Below are 20,438 nucleotides of genomic sequence, written 5' to 3' on the forward strand. Positions count from 1 at the left end.
CCATTCTGGAAATGGCAGAACCCACGAGAATTCGTACCCTGCTCGCGCTGCTCCGCCCGCACCGCCGCACCATGGCGCTCGGTCTGGGACTCGGCCTCGTCGCCAACGGGGCCGGCCTCGCCACCCCCATGGTCACCAAATGGGTCCTCGACTCTCTCGGCGACGGCATCGAGCTCGTCCGGCCGGTCGCCGTGCTGCTCGCCCTCGTCGTCGTCGGCGCGGCGATCACCCTCTGGCAGTGGCTGCTGCTCGGCCGGCTCGCGGAGCGGGTCGTCCTCGACGCCCGGACCTCGGTCATCCGTCGGTACTTCCGGGCCCGCGTCGGCGACCTGCAGCGTCGCTCCACCGGCGAACTCGTCACCCGCGCCACGTCCGACACGGGCCTGCTGCACGAGGCGTCCGGCAGCATGATCGGCCTGATCAACGCGGCGGTCGGCCTCGTCGGTACCCTCATCCTGATGGGGGTGCTGGACCTGGTCCTGCTCGCCTGGACCCTCACCGCCGTCGTGGTCGTCAGCGCCATGATGGCGGCCCTGATGCCCAGAATCGGGACGGCGCAGACCGCGGCCCAGGAATCGGTGGGCCAACTCGGCGGGGCGCTGGAAGGCGCACTACGCGCGATCCGCACCGTCAAGGCGAGCCGTGCGGAGGCGCGGCAGAGCGGGTACGTCATCGACCGGGCGCGCGACGCCGCCTCCCACAGCATCCGGGCCGCGCAGATCAGCGCGACGGTGTGGATCATCGCGTGGACCGGCATCCAGCTCGCCGTGATCCTCATCCTCGGCGTCGGTGCCTGGCGGGCCCACCTCGGCCTACTGGAGGTGTCCACCCTCGTGGCGTTCCTGCTCTATGTGTTCCAGCTGATGGGCCCGATCACGGAACTCACCCAGAATGTCACCGCCCTCCAGGCCGGGATCGCCGCTGCCGGCCGGCTCAACGAACTCGGCGCGATCGAGCTGGAACCGACGAGCCGCCAGAGGTCGGTACCGCCCGTCACCGGCGCCCCGGCCGACGGTCCGATCCTCACCCTGCGCGCGGTCAGCGCCCGATACGGTCCCGAGGCCGCGCCCGTCCTGCGGGGCATCGACCTGGAGATCGCCCGACGCGGCCACACTGCCATCGTCGGGCCATCGGGTGCGGGCAAGACCACGCTCTTCTCCCTGCTGCTGCGCTTCCTCGAGCCTGAGCACGGCGAGGTGCTGCTCGACGGCCGGCCATACGCGACCTACACCCACGACGAGGTGCGAACCCGGCTCGCGTACGTCGAACAGGAGACCCCGGTCGTGCCCGGCACGATCGGCGACAACGTGCGCTTCACCCACCCCGACGCCACGGACGACGAGGTACGCACGGCGCTGGAGGCGGTACGCCTCGCCGACAAGGTGGACGAGTTGCCCGACGGACTGGACACTTCGCTCGCGTCGACGGACGTGTCGGGCGGCCAGCGGCAGCGGATCGCACTCGCCCGCGCGCTGTTGCGCACTCCCGACGTGCTGCTTCTCGACGAGGCGACCGCGCAGGTCGACGGGCTGACCGAGGCGGCGCTGCACGACTGCATCAAACAGCGGGCCGCCGACGGGGCCGTTGTGACGATCGCACACCGGCTCTCCACGGTGCTCGACGCGGACCGCATCATCGTCCTGGAGGAAGGCCGGGTGCGGGCGCAGGGGACGCACCATGAGCTGATCTCGTCGGACGAGCTGTATCGCCGGCTGGTAGAAGCGCTGCGCATCGCCGCCGACCAGCCCAGCCTCAGCCCCGCCTGAACCGCCCACGGCCCTGGCAGGGCACGCCCCGAGCGGGTGCGTCCCGGTCACCTACACCCGCTGTGAGGGCGATCTGCTGATCGGCTCGTCGTTCGCTTGGGGAACCGGCCAACTCAGCTGGCAAACGCAAGGCCCGAAATCTTGTTGCCGAACGTGGCGCGGGCGGGACGGCTGGGGGAAACTGCTTCGATGGCTGCAGAGTACGCCCAGAGTGACCAGTTCCGTGGTGCCCACATCCATCTGTGTGACCTTGCCGCCCTCGAGATCCGTGATTGCGAGGTCAGCGGTCTGAGGATCGTCGACTGCTATGGGAGCGACGTCTACCTCGGTGGCGACTTCGAGCGTGTCGTCGTCAACGACGTCGACGTGACCGCCTACGTCGAAGGCGAACTCGACCGGCGGCACCCCACTCGGGTGCTGGCGCGTGACGCCGCGTCCTCCGACGACTACCGGACTGCTTGGGATGCCATCGAGACGCTGTGGGCCGCGACGCTCGAGCGCGCCAGGCTGTTGCCCGAGGGCAAGCTGCACGAGCAGGTCAACGGCGAGTGGTCGTTCGTCGAGACTCAACGGCACCTGCTGTTCGCGAGCGACGCCTGGCTCGGCAATGCTGTGCTCGAGGAGGAAGCGCCGTACCACCAGTGGGGCTTCCCTGCCGGCGGGATGCCGCCCGACGCGGCGGCGAAGCTCGGGCTCGTCCTCGAGGCCACCCCGACGCTCGACGAGGTGCTCGCGCCGCGGCTCGCCCGCATGGCCACGATGCGGAGTGTCGTCGACGGGCTCACCGCGGCCGAGCTCGATCGGGTATGTGATCGTAAGCCGGCGGACCCGTATCCCGACCAGGAATACGTCGTACGCCGCTGTCTCAAGGTGGTGCTGAAGGAAGAGGCCGAGCATCACCGTTATGCGGTGCGCGATCTCGCAGTGCTCGAGGCCGGTGCCTGACAGGCCAGATTCCTCAGAGCGAGCACGTACACCGCGGCGAGGCCCGGCCCGAGAGACTCCGCCGGCAGGAGCACCCTGGCGATGATCGACAACCTCGGCAGACGCCTCGCCGCCGAAACCCACCCCAACCTGGCGATACGGCTAACCCATATAACGTACTCAGGCCATGGGCCAGATTAGGCTCCGGGTACGGGATTCCACTGCCGCCGATGACTGCCCGCCCACAGCGTCGGCGCGTAGCGGTGCACAGCGGCTCCGGCGACCTCGGCCATCCCGCCGTCCGGGAGAACGAGCCGATACCGGAACGGTGGCGGATCCACGAGCACGGGCCGCTCGGTTTCCGATACGCGAGCCAGCGCGTCCAAGCGGTCGTCCAGCACCGGGTCGGTCGTGTAGACCTCCAGCGCGTGCCCGACCACCGGTCTGACCGGCTGGGAAATGCCCGGAGCGGCCGACTGCTTCCAGGTGATCGCGACGGCGCCGAGTTCGGTCCATGCGCAGATCAGGCGGGGGTCCGGCGCGCCAGGGCCGTACCACCAGACGCCGCGGGCGTCGATCAAGAGCCCCTGCGACCGCCGCATCTTCACCAAAGCGGCCACCATCAGCATCACCGGCAGCGAAAACAGCCCGCTGCACAGCCACGCCATGACGGTCTCCGCGGTGCCGGCACCGTCGATCATCACCTTGGGGAAGAGTGCGGCGGCGCAGGCGATCACGGCCAGGAGCGTCGACAGGCCGACCCCAATCGCCGCGGAAGACAGCGAGACGCGAAAGTCGAGGCGGATCGCGTCCTCGGCGGGGCGAAGCAACATGCCAGCACGATAGAGGTGGCTGGCCCTCCGCCGCTGACCCACACCCGAACCGGATTCAGCACCAATACCGGCGAGACCGGGCAAGGAATCCGTTATCCGTCACCTAGTCGCGGGCCGGGCGTCTCGGTGGGGCCTCGACGTGTCGCTGTCGCGGCCCCACGTACCGGGGTCAGGCGGACGGTAGAGGGCCGAGCGGGCGGTGTAGCTGCCACGTCCGTGGGTCTGGCTGCGCAGCCGGATGGCGTAGCCGAACAGGATCATCAATGCCGAACAGGACCATCAACGGCACGATGGCGTGACCGTCTAGCCGGTCGTGGCCGTGATGCGGCCATGCCGTGCGGCCAGGTCACCGAGTACGGCACCGAGGCTGTCCGCGGTTGCCGTCCGTCCAGCATGCACCTCGGCGCGGGAAGAACTCTCTGACGCACGTAGCCGGTCCTCAGCGTGGGTACGCCTGAACGAGGCTGTAAACGGTGGAGCCGAAGACGAGGACGCCCATCACGGTCAGCACCACGGCCATGCCGGTGAAGTCGCGGACCTTTTTCGGATCCTCAGCGCGCTGCCGGCGGAGCAGGTAGTACAGCGCCGGGACGAAAGCGCATCCCGGCGTCAAGCTGAACATCCACATTTCCCAGGTGATCGGTACGTCGCGCGTTGCGGCTACGGCGCCGCCGGCGAGCATGGCCAGCCAGATCCCGTTGAGGGCGAGCACCGCCGCGGTCAGCAGCCGGATCGCGTATGGGGACAGCGTCATCGCAGATCACCTCCGTCGTGGGTTGCGGGTCGCATTGTGCCGCAGCCAGGGAAGAAGCCGCCTACCAGCGACTCGCCGGGCTGTCGCCCCATCTGGACGAACGTCGCCAACCGGCCGATCCGGCGTGGTCAGGGGGTGCGTTTCCGCCACTTTCCAGGATCGGCCAATCGAAGGCAATCTCCTGGGCGTGTCCGTGGAGAGCGGAGCCTAACTCTGGGGGAACGCGCCGGTGATATCGCGGGCCGTGCGGCTGCGGACCCGCCATCGGCTGCCTGGGTAGCTGACGGATGGGGTGACCTGCGGAGCCGCACGAGCGCGGCGAATCAGGCACCCCAGGCACGGGCCTGGTCTCGAGCACCCGGCCGGGCGTGGCATGCCGGCTGCCGGCCAAATCGCGGGACTGCCCCGGCAAAGATGGCCTTCCAGGCCACAGCGGCCCATGATGGACGGGCGGAGGATGCGTGGTACTCATCGACGGGTAGGAGCGAGGATGAGGCTTCCCGCGGGTGGCCGCCGTACGGGCCCAGCGCCAAGGCCTGTACCTGCCAGCCGACCTCGCCGCGCCGGCGCCGGGCGGTGAACGGTGAGTAGGCACCGCCCGCCGGCGGATGCCGTGCTGGCCGAGATAGCCGCGATCGCGGTAACTCCGGGCCCCCTTGCCGCCCGCGCGCAGGCCCTGCTCGAGCCGCTGGGTCGCCTGCTGCATTTCGACGCCGCCTGGATCAGCCTGCTCGACCCGGAACGCCGCGTGCAAGCACCGCTGGTCAGCCGCGGCCATCCCGACCGGGTACGGCACTACATGAACAGTACGGGACACGTCGACGACATCGAACGCCTCGGGCTGCACCAGGACCGCGTACCGATGCGGGTCAAGGACATGCCCGTGGCACCATCCGAACTCCCCGCGTGGGCCGACTATCTGTACCCGGCCGGATTCGGTGAGGGCATCGCCGTTCCCCTGACCACCCCCGACGGCCGTTACCTCGGCATGTTCGCCACGACCACCGAGACGAGCACCCCGTCCAGCGACGCCGTCCGCGACCAACTCGCCGCCCTCGCCCCGCTGATCGCGCACGCCGTCGACCCCATGAACACCCTGACCGCGCTGGCCGACCTGGTCACCGCCGCGACCGCCGGGGTGGTCCTCACCCACGCCGGCAACACCCAACCGCTGACCGGCCTGACAGAGCACCAGCTGTTGGCCCCCGGCTCGGCCGTCCTCCACAAGGCCACCGCCTGCATGACCTCCGGAGACCAGCACGCGGCGTTCCTCGCCACCGACCACGCCCGCGACGGGCTACGCCGCTATCTGAAAGCCACCGTGCTGGCCTGCCCCACCCTGCCTCCCGGGCATTGGCGCGCGGTGATCCTGCTTTCCCCGGCCGGTGACCTGCACGGGCTGACCCACCGCGAGCTACGCATCCTCGGCCAGCTCATCGCCGGCTGGACCCACCCGCGCATCACCGACCACCTGCGGCTACCCCGGCACGCCCTGCTCGCCGCCGTCGAGAACGTCCGTACCAAACTCGGCGCACCCACCCGCGACGCCGCCGTCATCCGTGCCGCCGACCAAGGCCTCTACCTACCACCCGCTCCCACCCGCCGGTAACCCCGCACCAACCGCTCGGCCGGCAGCCCGACCGGTGCGCCGTTGACGTTGACCCGCTGGCATCAGTAAGACGGCAGTCCTCAGTGGAACTGTTTCTAGAGGGCGCCGTTCGGGCAGGGAGACTTTCGTGGATGAGAGAGCCTTGTACCTCTTCGCTGTCATGCTGCGAGGACCCCCGCCGATGCCGGGCGAGGCGACGGCGCAATGTCATGCGAGAGCGTGCTTGTGATGGCGACTCAACCATGGGTTTGCCTCTCCCGATTCCTGCCACTGGCTTTCGCGGTAGCGATGGTCGTCGGCGACAAGCTGACCATCGTGGTAGCCGGGGAGTTGGACATGGCAAACCACTTCATCGCTTTCGACGCGCTGCATGACGCGCTCGCCGACAGCATGCCTCGCAACGTTGTCATCGACCTCGCCGCCTTGACCTTCTGCGATGTTGCAGGCGCTCGCGCTATCGGCTGTGCTCACCGCCTGGCCGTCGCGCGCGGAGCGACCTGCCGTGTCCGTAATGCCCGACCCCACATCGAACGGCTCCTGCTCATCATCCAGCCCGGCGTCATGCCGACGGCGAGACGTCAACGCTGATCGCGCCATCGAGCCACGTGAAGACCCACTCAGACCTCGCTGAGCCGATCACGCTCGCTCGACCGCCCGGCCGGCACGCGTGCAGACGAGCCGCGCTGTCCCACCGCGGACTTCGACCCGGCTTCTGTGACCACAAGCGGCCAAGCCGGGAGCGCGCTAGGCGAGCTAATGTGGAGGGCGAATTGTGGCGGTGCTCAAGAGGTCGGGCTCGCCGACGATGTTCGGTGTCTTCGACCGGCGCGTCGCGCGTGATCGAGCTGGTAGGACAACGTGTCTGCCCCGACCGCGCGGCACGCAAGCGCTGCCTACCCGTGGGACGTCTCAACGTGAACGTTGCCGCAATCATCTCGGACGGGTGATCGCCGGTTACGCGATGTAGACCGTTTCGTGACCTTGTGCCAAGGTCGACGGGTGCCCAACCTTCTACACGCCGCGTTGCAACCCGACCACTCTGTGGTCGTCACCGTGGCTGGCGTGGTGGCCTATCAGAGCCCTGACCAGATCCCTGGTGCCGTGCGTGCCGCCGTCGCCCGATGGGCGCCACGGCAGGTGCTGCTCGATGTCGGCGATGTCAGCGTGCTGGACGGCGCGGGCATCTCCGCGTTGCTCGCCAGCTACCAGGAAGGCACAGAGGCGGGCATCTCCGTTGAATTGATCAACGCCGGCGCCTTCCTTTCCATGCAGCTGCGCGAAGCCGGACTGGCGGGCGCGCTGTGTTCGCCCGACCTGGCCGGCGAGGAGATCCTCACGGAGTCGGTCCCGACCGTGCCACGACCGCGAAGCACTGGCGCGGCATAGCAACATTCGGCGGTGCCGGGCGCGCGGTTCACGCGGGTACGACGCGGCTAGGCGAAACCTCCGTCGTGGTCCGCAGGGGCAGCGGAATCCTGGCGGCGGGACGGCAGTTCAGGGCAGCATCGCAGCGACGACAGCGGTCAGTTGTCGCGGGCCGACGGGCTTGAGGCGGAGTCGGTCGGCAGCCGTGGTCACCTCGTGCGGGTTGCCGCCGCGTCAGTGCCGTAGAGCAACTGGGGTACCGACCTCTGAGGCCCTGGCAGCACAGGCGGGGGATGAAGTGCGGCTTCGGCGACGTGGTGCAGCGAGGAAAGGCGTGCTGCTCACCGTGGCTGGGTATCGGAAGTGGTGCATAGGTGTGGTTCGAGTCGGCGTGGTGATGCCTCGGTAGCGTGGGCGTGTACCGGCAGGGTGAAGATGATTCTGATGCCGCCTCCGGGGTTGTCTTCGGCGTGGATGCGCCCGCCGTGGCGTTCGATGACTTTCTTGCAGATCGCCAGGCCGAGGCCGGTGCCGGTGTAGCTGCTGTGGGCGGCACTGCGGTGGAACCGTTCGAACACCTGGTCGTGCTCGGCAGCCGGGATGCCGATGCCCCGGTCGGCGATCTCGATACGGGTCCAGCCGGGTGCGTCGTCGCGGGCGGCGATGTCGATGCGGGCGGGTTGGCCGGGCAGGGTGTACTTGAGGGCGTTGCCGATCAGGTTGTCGAGCAGCTGACGTACCAGGACGGGGTCGGCGTGCACCGTGGGCAGCGACCCGGTGTAGATGTCGGGGAACGCGATCGCGGGGTTGCCGCGCAGATGCGCGGTGCGTCCGGTGATCACGTCCGCGGTCAGGGTTTGTAGGTCGACGGTGGCCGGTTGCAGGACGCCGTCGCGGGCGGTGGCGTAGGCGAGCAGGTCGTCGATGAGCCGGCTCATCCGTGCGACACCGGAGTGGACCTTGTGCAGGGTGGGGCGCAGAGCGGTGCTTGGGGCTCCGGTGGCGAGAGCCTCGTCCAGGAACTCGGCGTAGCCGGCTACCACCGACAGCGGCGCTTTGAGGTCATGGGCGACAACACCGGCGAAGGCGCGCAGATCGGCCTCTCGTTCGCGCAGTTCGGTGACGGTGGCCGCGAGTTGCGCCTCGGCGAGCTTGCGGGCGGAGATGTCGTGGAACACAGCCACCGCCGCGCCCTGGCCCGCTCCGCTCAGGGGGCGGGCGGACACGGTGATCGTGACACCGTCGGGCTGGGCGGGGTTGCGGATGACCATCTCGACCTGGTCGACGGACTCGCCGGCCAGCGCCCGCACCAGCGGCAGCCGCGGGGTTGGGAACGGGGTGATCGTGTCAGGTTCGAAGATGCCGTAGTGGTCCTGCCAGTTGTCGACTCCGCCCTTGTCGACGCCGAGCCCGAGGATCGCCTTGGCCGCCGGGTTGTGCAGCAGGAACTCACCTTGGTGATCGACGACGCCGACGCCGTCACTGATGCCGTCCAGGACCGCGCCCAACAGTTCTGCTTGGCGGCGCGCGTCAGCTTCCGCCGTGGCCAGTTCCGCCGTGGCGTGCTTGACCTCGGCGCGGGCGCGGGCCCGTCCGGTGGCCAGCACCCACACCAGCCCGGCCAGTAGCAAGCCCAGGATCACACCGCTGACCGTGATGACGGTCGGCAGGCCGGTGGTCACCCCGGGCAGGCTCGCGCCCGCGGCGTCGACCCGCAGGTGCCAGTACCGGTCGGCCACCGGCACCGACACGGTGCGGGTCAGGTCCCGTCGGCCGGTGACGGGCGCGTCGAGGGCGGCGACCGGCGCCTCGCGTCCGCCGACGTCTTCGGCCCGCAGGCTGACGTCGATCAGCCCCTGGGCTTCCTGGTGCAAAGTCTTGGCGATGAAGTCGTGGCCGCGCAGGCCCATCAGCAGCCATCCGCGGAACTCGCGTTGCCCGGCGGCGTCGGCCGGCGCATACACCGGCGCGGTGAGCGAGAACGACATCTGACGCTGGTCAGCGGGAACGTTCTGGTCGATGATCAGTTGGTAGGCGGCCGAGATGGTCACCGCTCCGGAGCGGCGGGCCTCGGTCAACGCCCGGGCCGGCGCTACCGCCTGGCTGGCGTCGATGCCCAGGCGCGGCGTCGATGCTCCGTCGAGGGGCACGCTGAGCACGGCCAGCAGGTGCTCCACCCCCGTCCCGACCGGTTTGACCCGCAGGTCCGGGACGCCCCGCGAACGCCACCGGGCCTGCACCGACGGCACTTGATCGTCGGTGGCGGGCACGAGGAAGGCGATCGAGGTGGCCCCGGCGAGGTTCATGTCCTTCAGTGGCGCGACCGCCTGCCGGAAGGCGGCCGCCGTCAACGGCTCGAACGCCCCCGCCGACGCCGCTACCGTGCGCAGCGTGTCCACGTAGCGGCCCGCCTCGGCAGCGACGGCATCGGCTGCCTGTGCCGCACGCCGTTCGACCTGCGCCTCCGCTGAACGGCGTTGGCCCACCGCGAGCGCCGACGCCACGGCCAACGTGGCAGCCACGATGACGACCGCGATGATGGCGGCGAGCCCTGTAGATGACACCCGTGTGCGCACGTGCCAGAACAGACCTGCCATACCACCACGGTCGGCAGGCCCGCGCAACGACTGACCTCGACAGCAGGGGCGCAATCCAGTTGCAACTCACACGACGGCTCGCGAGCTGTCGCCGCGCCAGTGCACCTGCTCAGGGTCGAAGTCGCGGCGGTGGCAGGTTAGGACGACCTTCCGCCCTATCGAGGGATAGCGATCACGCGCTGCCGGGTGGGCATCACGGTCTCCGTCGGCTAGCCGCACAGCTCAGCGTTTTGTTGCAGGAGCCCGCGAACGTGTACGAGGAGCTCAGCGTTGGGGAGGGGTTTCGCGAGGTAGTCGTCAGCGCCGACGGCGGCCGCGGCCGCGGCGTTGGGGTACAGCGCCGCGGACATGAGAAGGACCGGTATGTGACTGGTTCGAGGGTCGGCGTGCAACTCCAGGCACATCCGCGGGCCCTCGTCATCGCGCAGGTTGATGACCACCAGATCCGGCAGGTGGTTGACCGCGCACTGCAGGCCACTGGCCCGATCGGCGGCGGTGATCACGTGATAGCCCGCGCGCCGCAAGAGGAGACCGTAGGCTGCGCGGATCTCGGCGGCCACTTCGGTGAGCAGGATCGTATCTGCCATCTGAGCCCCTTAGGCGAATGAGCCCTTCTGGGCGGTCTTCGCACCCGCCGGAGGAGAAATCCCGGGTTGGTGACCCGCGATTCTTTAAGTCGGATCACGTTGTTCCACGGGTGGAGCGTCGGGTCAACGGCCCGCGGGCGCGCACGCGCTGATGTTGCTGTGGTCATGCCGTCCCAGCGAGAGCAGCCGCTCCGCAGCGGCCAGGACGTTGCCGTTGGGCATGGGCTCGAGCAGCACCGCGCAGGAGCCGATGTCGCGCACGCGGGGATCGTCGCGGTAGAGCGTTCCGCTCAAGATTGCCATGGGTACGTCGCGAAGCTGGGGATGTTCGCGCAGTGCGCGACAGAGTTGGGCGCCGTCGAGGTGGGGCATGTCCATGTCCGCCACGATCAGGTCAGGTGCCTGTGACTCGGCGACGTGCAACGCCTCGAGGCCGTCCGAGGTCGCAATGACGCGGTGTCCGGCACGACAGAAGAGCAAGGTGAGTACTTCTCGAATGTCAGGGTCGTCATCCGCGATCAGGATCATAGCCATGTTCATGCTCCTCGGAGCCACGACAATAGTCAGACCAATACTGGCAACCATGGCAACCATTCAGGACCAGCGGATGGGAATCGAGCCAACATCGGCCAACCGGAAGCGTTGGTACCCGCCCGCACCAGGCTAGCCGCGACCGCGTGCCCGTACCGAAGAACGAACGACCTTGGCGGCAGGCCGGCCGGCGACAAAGGCCTGCGTCAGATTCACGGCGTCGACTCTCGTCCGCTCAACGAAGGATGATCCGTCCTGTCCGGACGGGTCGCCGACAGCCTCGCAGCATGCGCGATGCTCGCCGTGATCAGCCCCGAACCGAACCCTGCCCGCGGGTGCCCGATAGACGCTGGACCAAGGGGCGAGCAACCTCGGAACGTCGAGGCCGGGCGGTTACCGGACAGCCGGGTCGTTGTGTCCGTAGGAGGTTCAGCGGGCGGGCACCATGGCTAGGCTGCGAGCACATACAGTGCGCCTCAGGCCCCCGAGGTGTCGCCGTCCGAGATCATCACGAGGCGGGATCGGGGGACGTGGTGACCCAGGCGATTTCGCAAGCGCAGTCCGCCGGGCAGACGGTGAGTTGCAGCGAGGGCGTGTTGCACGAGCCGCAGGCCGTGCTGGCGGTCGCGGCGGAAGCCTACGTGTCGATCAACACCGCCGGTCGGGTGGTGGGCTGGAACCCGGCTGCGGAAAAGACCTTCGGGCACACCCACGAGCAGACCTGCGGACAGCCCGTCGACCAGCTGATCATCCCGGACCGGTTCCGGGCCGCATACCGCGCCGGCCTGGCGCGCCTGGCCGCCGGTGAGCTCGGCGGGATCCTCGGGCACCGCCGGCGGATGCTCGCCCAGCACGCCGACGGGCACGAGTTCCCGATCGAGATGACCCTGACCGCCACCGAGGAACCCACCGGGCGGATCTTCCACGCCTTCGCCCACGACATCACCACCGCGCACCGGGCCAGCCGCTTCACCGACGTCGAGGCCGCCGTCTCCCGCGGCCTGGTCGAAGCCGCCTCCAGCACCGCCGCCGCTGCCCGGGTCGTCGAAGCCCTCGGCGTGAAAATGGGCTGGCCGGTCGCCGAACTGTGGCTCGCCGACGAAACACGGCAGGTGCTGTCCTGCACGGCCCGGCACGCCGCGGCCGGCCGGCGGCTGGGCCGATTCGCGATCAACGAAGTCGAGCCCGGCACCTGGCTGCCCGGACGCGTCTACGCCCAAGCCCGGCCCCAATGGATCCCGGACCTGGCCGCCGACACCCGCAGCGTCCGCAGCCGCGCCGCCGCTCGCATCGGCCTGCACGTCGCCGTCGGCGTGCCCCTGTGCACCGGCGGGCACACCCTCGGCGCCCTCTGCGTCTACGGCGACCGCGCCGAAGATCCCGAGGACGTACTCATCGCCTTGCTGGCCGGGGTCGCCGCCCAGGTCGGGCAGTACCTGGAACGACGCCGCGCCGAGGAACTCACCGTCGAGCTCGCCCGCACCAAGGACGAGTTCCTCGCGTTGGTCACCCACGAACTGCGCAACCCGCTGTCGGTCATCACCAGCACCACGTCGCTGTTCGAGGAGGAACTCGACAGCGTCTCGCCGAGCGACCAGCGCGAGTACCTGGCCACGATCTCCCGCAGCGCACAGCGCCTATCGGTGATGGCCGAGGACCTGCTCGACCTCGCCCGTCTGGAGTCCGGAAACCTCGCCATCCAACCCATCGGCACCGACCTGTGCGCGATCGTCGGCGACGCCACTCACGCCTTGGAACACGACGCCGCGGACAAGGGCCTCACAATCACCGTGGACGCACCCGCGCGCTTGGACCTGTACGCGGACCCGGATCGGCTGCGTCAGGTGGCCGACAACCTGCTGACCAACGCGATCAAATACACCCCGGCCGGGGGCCGCATCACCGTGACCCTCACCGAGAACGACGACCAGATCTCCTGGACAGTCTCCGACACCGGAATCGGCATACCGCACGAGGAGCGCTCCCGGCTGTTCCGCCGCTTCTACCGCGCCTCCACCGCCCTCGACCGACGCATCCCCGGCACCGGCCTCGGCCTGGTCATCATCCGCACCATCATCGAACGCCACCACGGCACCATCACCGTCGCCGACACCAACGCACCCGGCACCACCTTCGTCATCCATCTACCCACCAAACCCCCCACCTGCCCCACATAAGTGAGACGGCCGGCAGTGAGCATCCGTCCGCCGGCACCCGATCTGAGCCAGGTACGGCGGGAATCGGCGCTCAATGGCCCCGAGCCTAGGGCCGCGGCTATCCCGCGGTCACCGTGAGGGCGGGGAGGTTGGGCAGGCGCAGGTGGGTGGCGTGTCGGACCTGGTCCTCGACCTGCATCTGATCCACCACCCATTCGCCGGTCGGCGCGTGGGCGGGCATCCTGCCGGCGAACTCCCACACGCCGTCGTTGACGGTGCCGGAGACGAGCTCGGCGTTCTGCATGTCGAACATCGCGCCGTCGGGGGCCTTCAGGAACAGTGCGGTGAAGCCGACGCCGCTGCGGTCGTCGGTGATCCGTACCCGGAACCGGATCGTGCGGGCGATGCTGTTGTCGATGGTGGCCGAGCCGATCCACTGCCCGGACGCCAGGTCCACGACCGGTGCCTTCTCGTCCGCCACCCCGGTCACCGTCAGGGCGGGAAGGTTCGGCAGGCGCAGGCGGGTGACGTGCTTGGCGCCGTCCTCGACGTGCAGCTGGTCGACGACCCATTCGCCGGTCGGCGCGTACGCGGGCATCCTGCCGGCGAACTCCCACACGCCGTCGTTGACGGTGCCGGAGACGAGCTCGGCGTTCTGCATGTCGAACATCGCGCCGTCGGGGGCCTTCAGGAAGACCGCGGTGAAGCCGACGCCGCTGCGGTCGTCGGTGATCCGTACCCGCAGCCGGACAGTGCGCTCGGCGCTGTTGTCGATCGTCGCGGCGTCCGTCCACTGTCCGGACGCCAGGTCCACGACCGGTGCGGCTTCGTCGGCCTCGCCGGTCACCGTCAGGGCGGGAACGTCGGGGAGGCGAAGCCGGGTGACGTGCTTGACGCGATCCTCGACGTGCAGCTGGTCGACGATCCACTCGCCGGTCGGCGCGTACGCGGGCATCGTGCCGATGAACTCCCACACGCCGTCGTTGACGGTGCCGGAGACCAGCTCGGGATTCTGCATGTCGACCTGGGCGCCGTCGGGTGCCTTGAGGAACACCGCGGCGAAGTCGACGCCGCTGCGGTCGTCGGTGAGTCGCATCCGCAGCCGGATCGTGCGGGCGGCGCTGTTGTCGACCGTCGACGAGCCGACCCAGGCGGCCGACCCGAGGTCGACGACCGGGCGGGCGACGTCGGTGCAGGCGCTGCGCGGGGAGGTGTCGGACGAGTCCCGTACGCAGGAGTTCACGCCGGTGCCGCCGTCCAAGTGATCGCGCCCGGGTCCACCGTCGAGCCGGTCGTCGCCCGGACCGCCATCGACGCGGTCGTTGCCCTTGTCGCCGTCCTCGGTGTCGTTGCCGGCGCCGCCGTCGAGCCGGTCGTTGCCGGTACCACCATCGAGCACGTCCCGGCCGGTGCCGCCGTCGAGGACGTCGTCGCCGTGGTCGCCGCGCTCGCGGTCGTTGCCGTCGCCGCCGGTCAGCCGGTCGTCGCCGGGCCCGCCGACGACGGTGTCGTTGCCCTTGTCGCCGTCCTCGGTGTCGTTGCCGGCGCCGCCGTCGAGCCGGTCGTTGCCGGTACCACCATCGAGCACGTCCCGGCCGGCGCCGCCGTCGAGGATGTCGTTGCCGGCGCCGCCGTCGAGGATGTCGTTGCCGCCGCCGCTGGTGATCACGTCGTTGCCGCCGCGCCCGCAGATCACGTCGTTGCCGTGGGTGCCCTTGATCCGGTCGTTGCCGGCGGTGCCCACCACGGTGCACGCGTGACCGCTGGACGCCACAGCGCGCTGCGCCGCGACGGCGGGAGCGACGCCGGACAGGCCCACAGCGGCGGCCACGGCCGCGACCACGGCGGCGCGCACCTTGACGGTCGGCAGGTGCTTCGAAGTCATGTCTGATCCATCCCGCGATCACGTAACGGCGCTGGCCGATCACAATCGGTGTGCCAGCCGAGGCCTTTATCGGGCGCTGCCGGGTCGACTCAATGGTTTCCCGCCGACTCGGCGCGACGGCGCCGCATCCGCGGCCGCCAGGGCCGCGGCGAGCTGGGTCGACCAGCCGGAGTCCGGGTCCGGCGGGGCATCCCGCTCCTCGAACATGTGTTCCAAAGCGCCGAGGATGAGGGCTTCGCGCGTACGGAAACGGTGCTGCACCGCCCCGGCTGATACTGCCTCGTGACAGGGGAGAAGGCGGCGGGAGCGGTCTCCGCCCGCCACCGCCTGGTGATGCTGGCCGCGTACCCGGATGTCTTCGCCGCCGGTTCCGTCGCGGCCGGGCTGCCGTACCGGTGTGCCGCCTCGCTGAGCCAGGCGAGCCTGTGCCAGTACGCGCCCCCTGAGCGCACGCCGCGGCAATGGGGTGACCTCGTGCGTGCCGCCTATCCGGAGTACACCGGGCCGCGGCCGCGGGTAGCGATCTGGCACGGTCAGTCCGATTTCACGGTGGCGCCGGCCAACGGGCGGGAACTGCGGGACCAGTTCACCGACGTGCTGGGTGTCCCCCCGCGGCCGGCCGCCGTGTCGTCCCTGCCCGCCGGCACGAAGCTGGAGGTCTACGGCGCCGACCAGGTCCGCCTCTACCAGGTCACCGGCATGGGGCACGGCCTTCCGGTCGATCCCGGCGCGGACGCCGATCAGTGCGGCTCCGCGGCCCTGTACTTCCTCGACACCATCTGCTCGGCGTACCACGACGCTGTGTTTTTCGGTGTGGACCGCAGCCATACATAGCGGACTGTCCTATGGGTTCGACACACATGGCGTGAGAGCAAGGCGGCCCCATAGTGTTGCGCGTCACAGGGTGATGCACGACACCGCTGGGAGGGCAGATGCAGCAGCCGATCCTTCAGGCCCGCGGCCTCGGCAAGCAGTTCCGGGGATTCCGGGCCGTCGACCGGGTCGACCTCGACATCGCGCAGGGCAGCGTGCACGCGCTGGTCGGCCCCAACGGCGCGGGCAAGACCACGCTGTTCCACCTCCTGACCGGCTTCCTGCGCCCCTCGCAGGGACGCATCACCCTCGACGGCCGGGACATCACCGGGCTGCCGAGCGACCGGGTGGCCCGGCTCGGGATGGCCCGGTCCTTCCAGATCACCACCCTCTTCCCGCAGGTGACCGCCCGGGAGCACGTGGAGTTGGGCCTCCAGGCGCGGACCGGCCTCGGCTGGCGGTTCTGGCGCACCGAACGGCGGCTCGAGCGGTTCCGCGACCGCGCCATGGACCTGCTCGACGCCGTCGGGCTGGCCGACGAGGCGGAGGTGCCCGCCGCCGCCCTGGCGTACGGCCGCAAACGCGCCCTGGAACTCGCCGTCGCGCTGGCCCTCGACCCGCGCGTGCTCCTGCTCGACGAGCCCACCGCCGGAATGGGCGGCGAGGACGTCGAGCGCACCGTCGACCTGATCGCCCGGGTGCGCGAAGGACGCACGGTCGTGCTCGTCGAGCACAACATGACGGTCGTGGCCAGCCTCGCCGACCGGGTCACCGTCCTGCAGCACGGCAGCGTGCTGGTCGAGGGCGGGTACGCCGAGGTCCGCGCCGACCCCCGAGTGATCACCGCGTACCTGGGAGAGTCCCGTGCTGACCATTGAGAGCCTCAGCGCCTGGTACGGCGAGGCACAGGTGCTGCGCGACGTCAGCCTCGAGGTCGCCGAGGGCGAGATCGTCACCCTGGTGGGCCGCAACGGCGCCGGCAAGACCACCCTGCTGCGGTGCCTCATGGGGCTGCACGCCCAGTGCGCGGGCCGCATCACGTTCCTCGGCGACAGCGCGTTCGCCGGCCGGCCGGCCCACCGGCGCGCCCGGGCCGGACTCGGCTACGTCCCCGACGACCGCGGCATCTTCGCCACGTTGAGCGTTGAGGAGAACCTCCTGCTCCCCCCGGTCGTCGGCCGGGATCCATGGCCGCTGGAACGGGTCTACGCCACGTTCCCCGTGCTGCGCGAGCGGCGCCGGTTCGCCGGCACCCACCTGTCCGGCGGCGAGCAGCAGATGCTCGCCCTCGCCCGGGTCCTGCGCAGCGGCGCCCGGCTGCTGCTCTGCGACGAGCCGACCGAGGGGCTGTCCCCGCTGCTGGTGCGCCAGATCGGCGACATCCTGCTGGAGATCAAGGCGGCCGGTGTGACCGTGCTGCTCATCGAACAGAACCTGCACTTCGCCACCACCGTGGCCGACCGCCATCACCTGCTGGCCGAGGGCCGGGTGGTCGAGACGCTCGACAACGGCGCCGTCCGGCAGCGGGAACACGAGCTGCTCGCGTACCTCGGCATATAGGAGATCCCCCATGCGAAAGACCACCAGAGCGCTGGGTGCCGCGCTGACCGCCGGCACCCTGCTCGTCGCCGGATGCGGCCGCGGCGGCCCCGGCGCCGGCAGCGACGAGAAGGTGAGCGGCGACAAGATCGTGCTCGCCGTCCTCAACGACCAGTCCGGCGTCTACGCCGATCTCTCCGGCAAGAACAGCGTCGAGGCGGTGCGGATGGCAGTCGCCGACTTCAAGGCCAAATACGGCGACAAGGCCGTCAGTTCGGCCATCGAGGTGGTCACCGCGGACCATCAGAACAAGCCCGACATCGCCAATTCCAAGGCCCAGGAACTGTACGACCGCCAGCAGGCGGATGTGATCCTGGACGTCCCCACGTCCTCGGCCGCCCTGGCGGTGGCCGGCGTGGCCAAGGCGAAGAAGAAGCTCTATTTCAACATCGGCGCGGCCACCACCGAGCTGACCGGCAAGCAGTGCAACAAGTACACCTTCCACTACGCGTACGACACGTACATGCTGGCCAACGGCACCGGGTCGGCGGTGACCCAGCAGGGCGGCAAGAACTGGTACATCGTCTACCCGGACTACGCGTTCGGGCAGGACATGGAGAAGTCGTTCAGCACCGCGATCGGCGCCTCGGGCGGCACGGTGATCGCCAAGGACCCCACGCCGTTCCCGAACGACAACTTCTCCACGTTCCTGCTGAAGGCGCCCGGCCTCAGCCCGAAGCCCGACGTGCTCGGCACCATGCAGGCCGGCGGCGACCTGGTCAACCTGGTCAAGCAATACAACGAGTTCCGGCTACGGGACAAGGGCATCAAACTCTCCGTCGGCCTGATGTTCATCACCGACATCCACTCGCTCGGCCCGGACTCCTTCGCCGGCACCACCTTCACCGACGCCTGGTACTGGAACTTCGACGACCGCAACCGGCAGTGGGCCGACCGGTTCACCGCGCAGACGCGGACCCGGCCGTCGTTCGCCCACGCGGCCAACTACTCGGCCGCGACGCAGTACCTCGAGGCGGTCCAGCGGGCCGGCACCGACAAGTCCGACGACGTGGTGTCCAAGCTGGATGGTTACCAGTACGACGACGTGTTCGCCCGCAACGCCACCATCCGCGCCAAGGACCACCGGGTGATCCACGACGTGTACCTGGCCGAGGTCAAGCCCAAGAGCCAGGTCACCACCGAGTGGGACTACGAGAAGATCCTGAAGACCATCCCGGCGGACCAGGCGTTCCGACCGGAGACCGCCGGCGGCTGCGCGCTCTGATGACGAGCTTCCTGCAGCAGTGCTTCAACGGGCTGGTCGGCGGCGCCTTCTACGCGCTGCTGGCGCTGGGCCTCGCCGTCATCTTCGGCATGCTGGGAGTGGTCAACTTTGCCCACGGCGCCTTCTTCATGCTGGGCGCCTTCGGCGCGTACGTGCTGCTGACCGGGGTGGGCGTGCCGTTCTGGGCGGCGCTGGTCGCCGTACCCGCGATGTTGTTCGTGGCCGGGGCCGTGCTGGAGCGCACGCTGATTCGCCACCTGGCGCCGCTCGACCCGCTCTACAACTTCCTGCTCACCTTCGGGCTCACGCTGGTGCTCCAGGACGCCGTCAAGCGCGAGTACGGCGTGCAGTCGCAGCCGTACCCGCGCCCGGCGGAGCTGTCCGGATCGGTGAACCTAGGCCTGTTCGACTACCCGGCCTACCAGGTGTTCGTGCTCGCCGCCGCGGTCGTGCTGTGCGCGGCGGTGTGGCTGGTGCTCACCCGTACCCGGGTCGGCATGGTGGTCCGGGCCGCGACCGAGCGACCGGAGCTGAGCCGGGCCCTGGGCGTGAACGTGGGCCGCTGGGTGACCCCGGTCTTCGCCTTCGGGGTCGCGCTCGCCGGACTGGCCGGGGTGCTGGCGGCGCCGATGCGAGCGGTCAACCCGCTGATGGGCGCCGACCTGATCATCGCGGTGTTCGCCGTGGTGGTGATCGGCGGCCTCGGCTCGGTGTTCGGGTCGGTGCTGGCCGGCTTCGCGATCGGCCTGGTCCAGGCGCTCGGCAACCTGTACGTGCCGGCGCTGTCGCAGACCCTCATCTTCATCATCATGGCCGGCGTGCTGCTGTGGCGCCCCGCCGGGCTCTTCGGCCGCGAGGAGGCCCCCGCGTGATCCGCCACCTGCTGCGGCACACCCCGGCGACCGGCCGCCGCCTGCTGCTCGCCGCCGGCCTGCTGGTCGCACTGGCGCTGCCGTGGCTGATCTACCCGCCGGTGGCGATGGACATCATGACCTGGGCGCTGTTCGCGGCGGCGGTCGACCTGCTACTCGGCTACACCGGCCTGCTGTCGTTCGGCCACGCCGCCTTCTGGGGCAGCGCCGCATACGCCTCCGGGCTGATCGCGATCCACAGCGGACTACCGTTCCCGGTGGCGGTGCTGGGCGGCGGCGTCGTCGCGGCCGCGCTGGCGCTGCCGATCGGCTACCTGAGCGTCCGCAACACCGGCATCTACTTCGCGATGGTGACGCTGGCGTTCGCGCAGATGGTCTACTTCGTGGCCAACCAGTGGCGCGGCCTCACCGGCGGCGAGAACGGCTTGCAGGGCATCCCGCGCGAGCTGTTCGGCCTCGACCTCAGCGACCCGTTCGTCTTCTACTACGCCGGGCTGCCGATCATCCTGTTCGGACTGTTCTGCCTGTGGCGCATCGTCCACTCGCCGTTCGGGCACGTGCTCGTCGCGATCCGCGACAACCCGGCCCGCGCCCGGGCCATCGGGTATCCCGTCGAGCGGTACAAGCTGCTCGCGTTCGTGCTGTCGGCGGGGCTGTCGGGCCTGGCCGGCGCCCTGTTCGCGATCAGCCACGGCTTCGCGTCGCTGCAGGAGGTCTACTGGACCACCTCCGGCAAGGCCGTGATGATGGTCGTCCTCGGAGGCATCGGCACGCTGTGGGGCGGCGCGCTCGGCGCCGCCCTGGTCGTACAGCTCGAGGACTATCTCTCCACCTCCGGCTTCGACGGCATCGGCATCGTCACGGGCACTGTCTTCGTCCTCGTCGTGCTCCTGTTCCGCCAAGGACTGTGGGGCGCCGCCCG

General features: G+C 69.7%; 17 protein-coding genes and 1 pseudogene. 12 read left to right on the forward strand and 6 right to left on the reverse strand.

Annotated elements, in window-relative coordinates; genetic code table 11:
• The first annotated feature begins 11 nt into the window (after window positions 1-11).
• Together AB0M36_RS07505 and AB0M36_RS07510 are read left to right on the forward strand one after the other, a co-directional pair.
• Window positions 12-1,766 carry an ABC transporter ATP-binding protein gene (locus AB0M36_RS07505; protein WP_364153853.1) on the forward strand — a complete coding sequence of 585 codons (1,755 nt, stop codon included), beginning with the start codon at window positions 12-14 and terminating at the stop codon, window positions 1,764-1,766.
• Between the two features lie 141 nt (window positions 1,767-1,907).
• Window positions 1,908-2,711, forward strand: a complete 804-nt coding sequence (locus AB0M36_RS07510; RefSeq protein ID WP_364153856.1) for a DinB family protein — start codon at window positions 1,908-1,910, stop codon at window positions 2,709-2,711.
• A gap of 176 nt (window positions 2,712-2,887) precedes the next feature.
• Here AB0M36_RS07510 and AB0M36_RS07515 read toward each other — a convergent pair whose 3' ends face one another.
• Window positions 2,888-3,607, reverse strand: coding sequence for a hypothetical protein (locus AB0M36_RS07515; protein ID WP_364153859.1), 720 nt, complete (start codon window positions 3,605-3,607; stop codon window positions 2,888-2,890).
• A gap of 355 nt (window positions 3,608-3,962) precedes the next feature.
• The gene (locus AB0M36_RS07520) at window positions 3,963-4,277 is read right to left on the reverse strand and encodes a hypothetical protein (RefSeq protein WP_364153862.1); all 315 of its coding nucleotides are present in this window, start codon (window positions 4,275-4,277) and stop codon (window positions 3,963-3,965) included.
• 583 nt (window positions 4,278-4,860) lie between these two features.
• Here AB0M36_RS07520 and AB0M36_RS07525 point away from each other — a divergent pair.
• The 3 genes from AB0M36_RS07525 to AB0M36_RS07535 all read left to right on the forward strand — a co-directional run bounded on the left by AB0M36_RS07525 (window position 4,861) and on the right by AB0M36_RS07535 (window position 7,272).
• Window positions 4,861-5,886: a hypothetical protein gene (locus AB0M36_RS07525; RefSeq protein ID WP_364153864.1), complete on the forward strand. Its 1,026-nt coding sequence runs from the start codon at window positions 4,861-4,863 to the stop codon at window positions 5,884-5,886.
• A gap of 228 nt (window positions 5,887-6,114) precedes the next feature.
• A complete protein-coding gene (locus AB0M36_RS07530) occupies window positions 6,115-6,474 on the forward strand; it encodes an STAS domain-containing protein (protein ID WP_364153866.1) in 360 nt (119 codons plus the stop codon).
• Window positions 6,475-6,927: 453 nt separating this feature from the next.
• Complete coding sequence (locus AB0M36_RS07535; protein ID WP_364153869.1) at window positions 6,928-7,272, forward strand: STAS domain-containing protein; 345 nt, start codon at window positions 6,928-6,930, stop codon at window positions 7,270-7,272.
• Window positions 7,273-7,592: 320 nt separating this feature from the next.
• Here the strand turns inward: AB0M36_RS07535 and AB0M36_RS07540 are convergent, their stop codons facing one another.
• The 3 genes from AB0M36_RS07540 to AB0M36_RS07550 all read right to left on the reverse strand — a co-directional run bounded on the left by AB0M36_RS07540 (window position 7,593) and on the right by AB0M36_RS07550 (window position 10,963).
• Window positions 7,593-9,848 carry an ATP-binding protein gene (locus AB0M36_RS07540; protein WP_364153872.1) on the reverse strand — a complete coding sequence of 752 codons (2,256 nt, stop codon included), beginning with the start codon at window positions 9,846-9,848 and terminating at the stop codon, window positions 7,593-7,595.
• A 209-nt stretch (window positions 9,849-10,057) separates the two neighbouring features.
• A complete protein-coding gene (locus tag AB0M36_RS07545; RefSeq protein ID WP_364153875.1) occupies window positions 10,058-10,435 on the reverse strand; it encodes a response regulator in 378 nt (125 codons plus the stop codon).
• A 123-nt stretch (window positions 10,436-10,558) separates the two neighbouring features.
• Window positions 10,559-10,963, reverse strand: a complete 405-nt coding sequence (locus AB0M36_RS07550) for a response regulator (RefSeq protein ID WP_364153877.1) — start codon at window positions 10,961-10,963, stop codon at window positions 10,559-10,561.
• A 536-nt stretch (window positions 10,964-11,499) separates the two neighbouring features.
• Between AB0M36_RS07550 and AB0M36_RS07555 the strand changes: the two genes are divergently transcribed.
• A complete protein-coding gene (locus tag AB0M36_RS07555; RefSeq protein ID WP_364153880.1) occupies window positions 11,500-13,143 on the forward strand; it encodes an ATP-binding protein in 1,644 nt (547 codons plus the stop codon).
• Window positions 13,144-13,240: 97 nt separating this feature from the next.
• Here the strand turns inward: AB0M36_RS07555 and AB0M36_RS07560 are convergent, their stop codons facing one another.
• Complete coding sequence (locus AB0M36_RS07560; RefSeq protein WP_364153882.1) at window positions 13,241-15,007, reverse strand: calcium-binding protein; 1,767 nt, start codon at window positions 15,005-15,007, stop codon at window positions 13,241-13,243.
• A 282-nt stretch (window positions 15,008-15,289) separates the two neighbouring features.
• Between AB0M36_RS07560 and AB0M36_RS07565 the strand changes: the two genes are divergently transcribed.
• The 6 genes and pseudogenes from AB0M36_RS07565 to AB0M36_RS07590 all read left to right on the forward strand — a co-directional run.
• The gene (locus tag AB0M36_RS07565; protein ID WP_364153885.1) at window positions 15,290-15,841 is read left to right on the forward strand and encodes a PHB depolymerase family esterase; all 552 of its coding nucleotides are present in this window, start codon (window positions 15,290-15,292) and stop codon (window positions 15,839-15,841) included.
• A 98-nt stretch (window positions 15,842-15,939) separates the two neighbouring features.
• Window positions 15,940-16,698 (forward strand): ABC transporter ATP-binding protein, encoded by a 759-nt coding sequence (locus tag AB0M36_RS07570; RefSeq protein ID WP_364153888.1) that lies wholly within the window; start codon window positions 15,940-15,942, stop codon window positions 16,696-16,698.
• Entirely contained in the window at window positions 16,685-17,380 is a 696-nt protein-coding gene (locus tag AB0M36_RS07575) for an ABC transporter ATP-binding protein (RefSeq protein WP_364153890.1), read from the forward strand. Before AB0M36_RS07570 ends, AB0M36_RS07575 begins: the two co-directional genes overlap by 14 nt.
• A 10-nt stretch (window positions 17,381-17,390) precedes the next feature.
• The gene (locus AB0M36_RS07580) at window positions 17,391-18,644 is read left to right on the forward strand and encodes an ABC transporter substrate-binding protein (protein ID WP_364153892.1); all 1,254 of its coding nucleotides are present in this window, start codon (window positions 17,391-17,393) and stop codon (window positions 18,642-18,644) included.
• Window positions 18,644-19,516 carry a branched-chain amino acid ABC transporter permease gene (locus AB0M36_RS07585; protein WP_364153894.1) on the forward strand — a complete coding sequence of 291 codons (873 nt, stop codon included), beginning with the start codon at window positions 18,644-18,646 and terminating at the stop codon, window positions 19,514-19,516. The genes AB0M36_RS07580 and AB0M36_RS07585 overlap by 1 nt, the downstream gene beginning before the upstream one ends.
• Window positions 19,513-20,430, forward strand: a pseudogene (locus AB0M36_RS07590) (branched-chain amino acid ABC transporter permease); the annotation flags it as partial. The gene AB0M36_RS07585 and the pseudogene AB0M36_RS07590, both read left to right, overlap by 4 nt.
• Window positions 20,431-20,438: the final 8 nt, after the last annotated feature.

The organism is Actinoplanes sp. NPDC051346 (genome assembly GCF_040682215.1).
GTDB lineage: Bacteria > Actinomycetota > Actinomycetes > Mycobacteriales > Micromonosporaceae > Actinoplanes.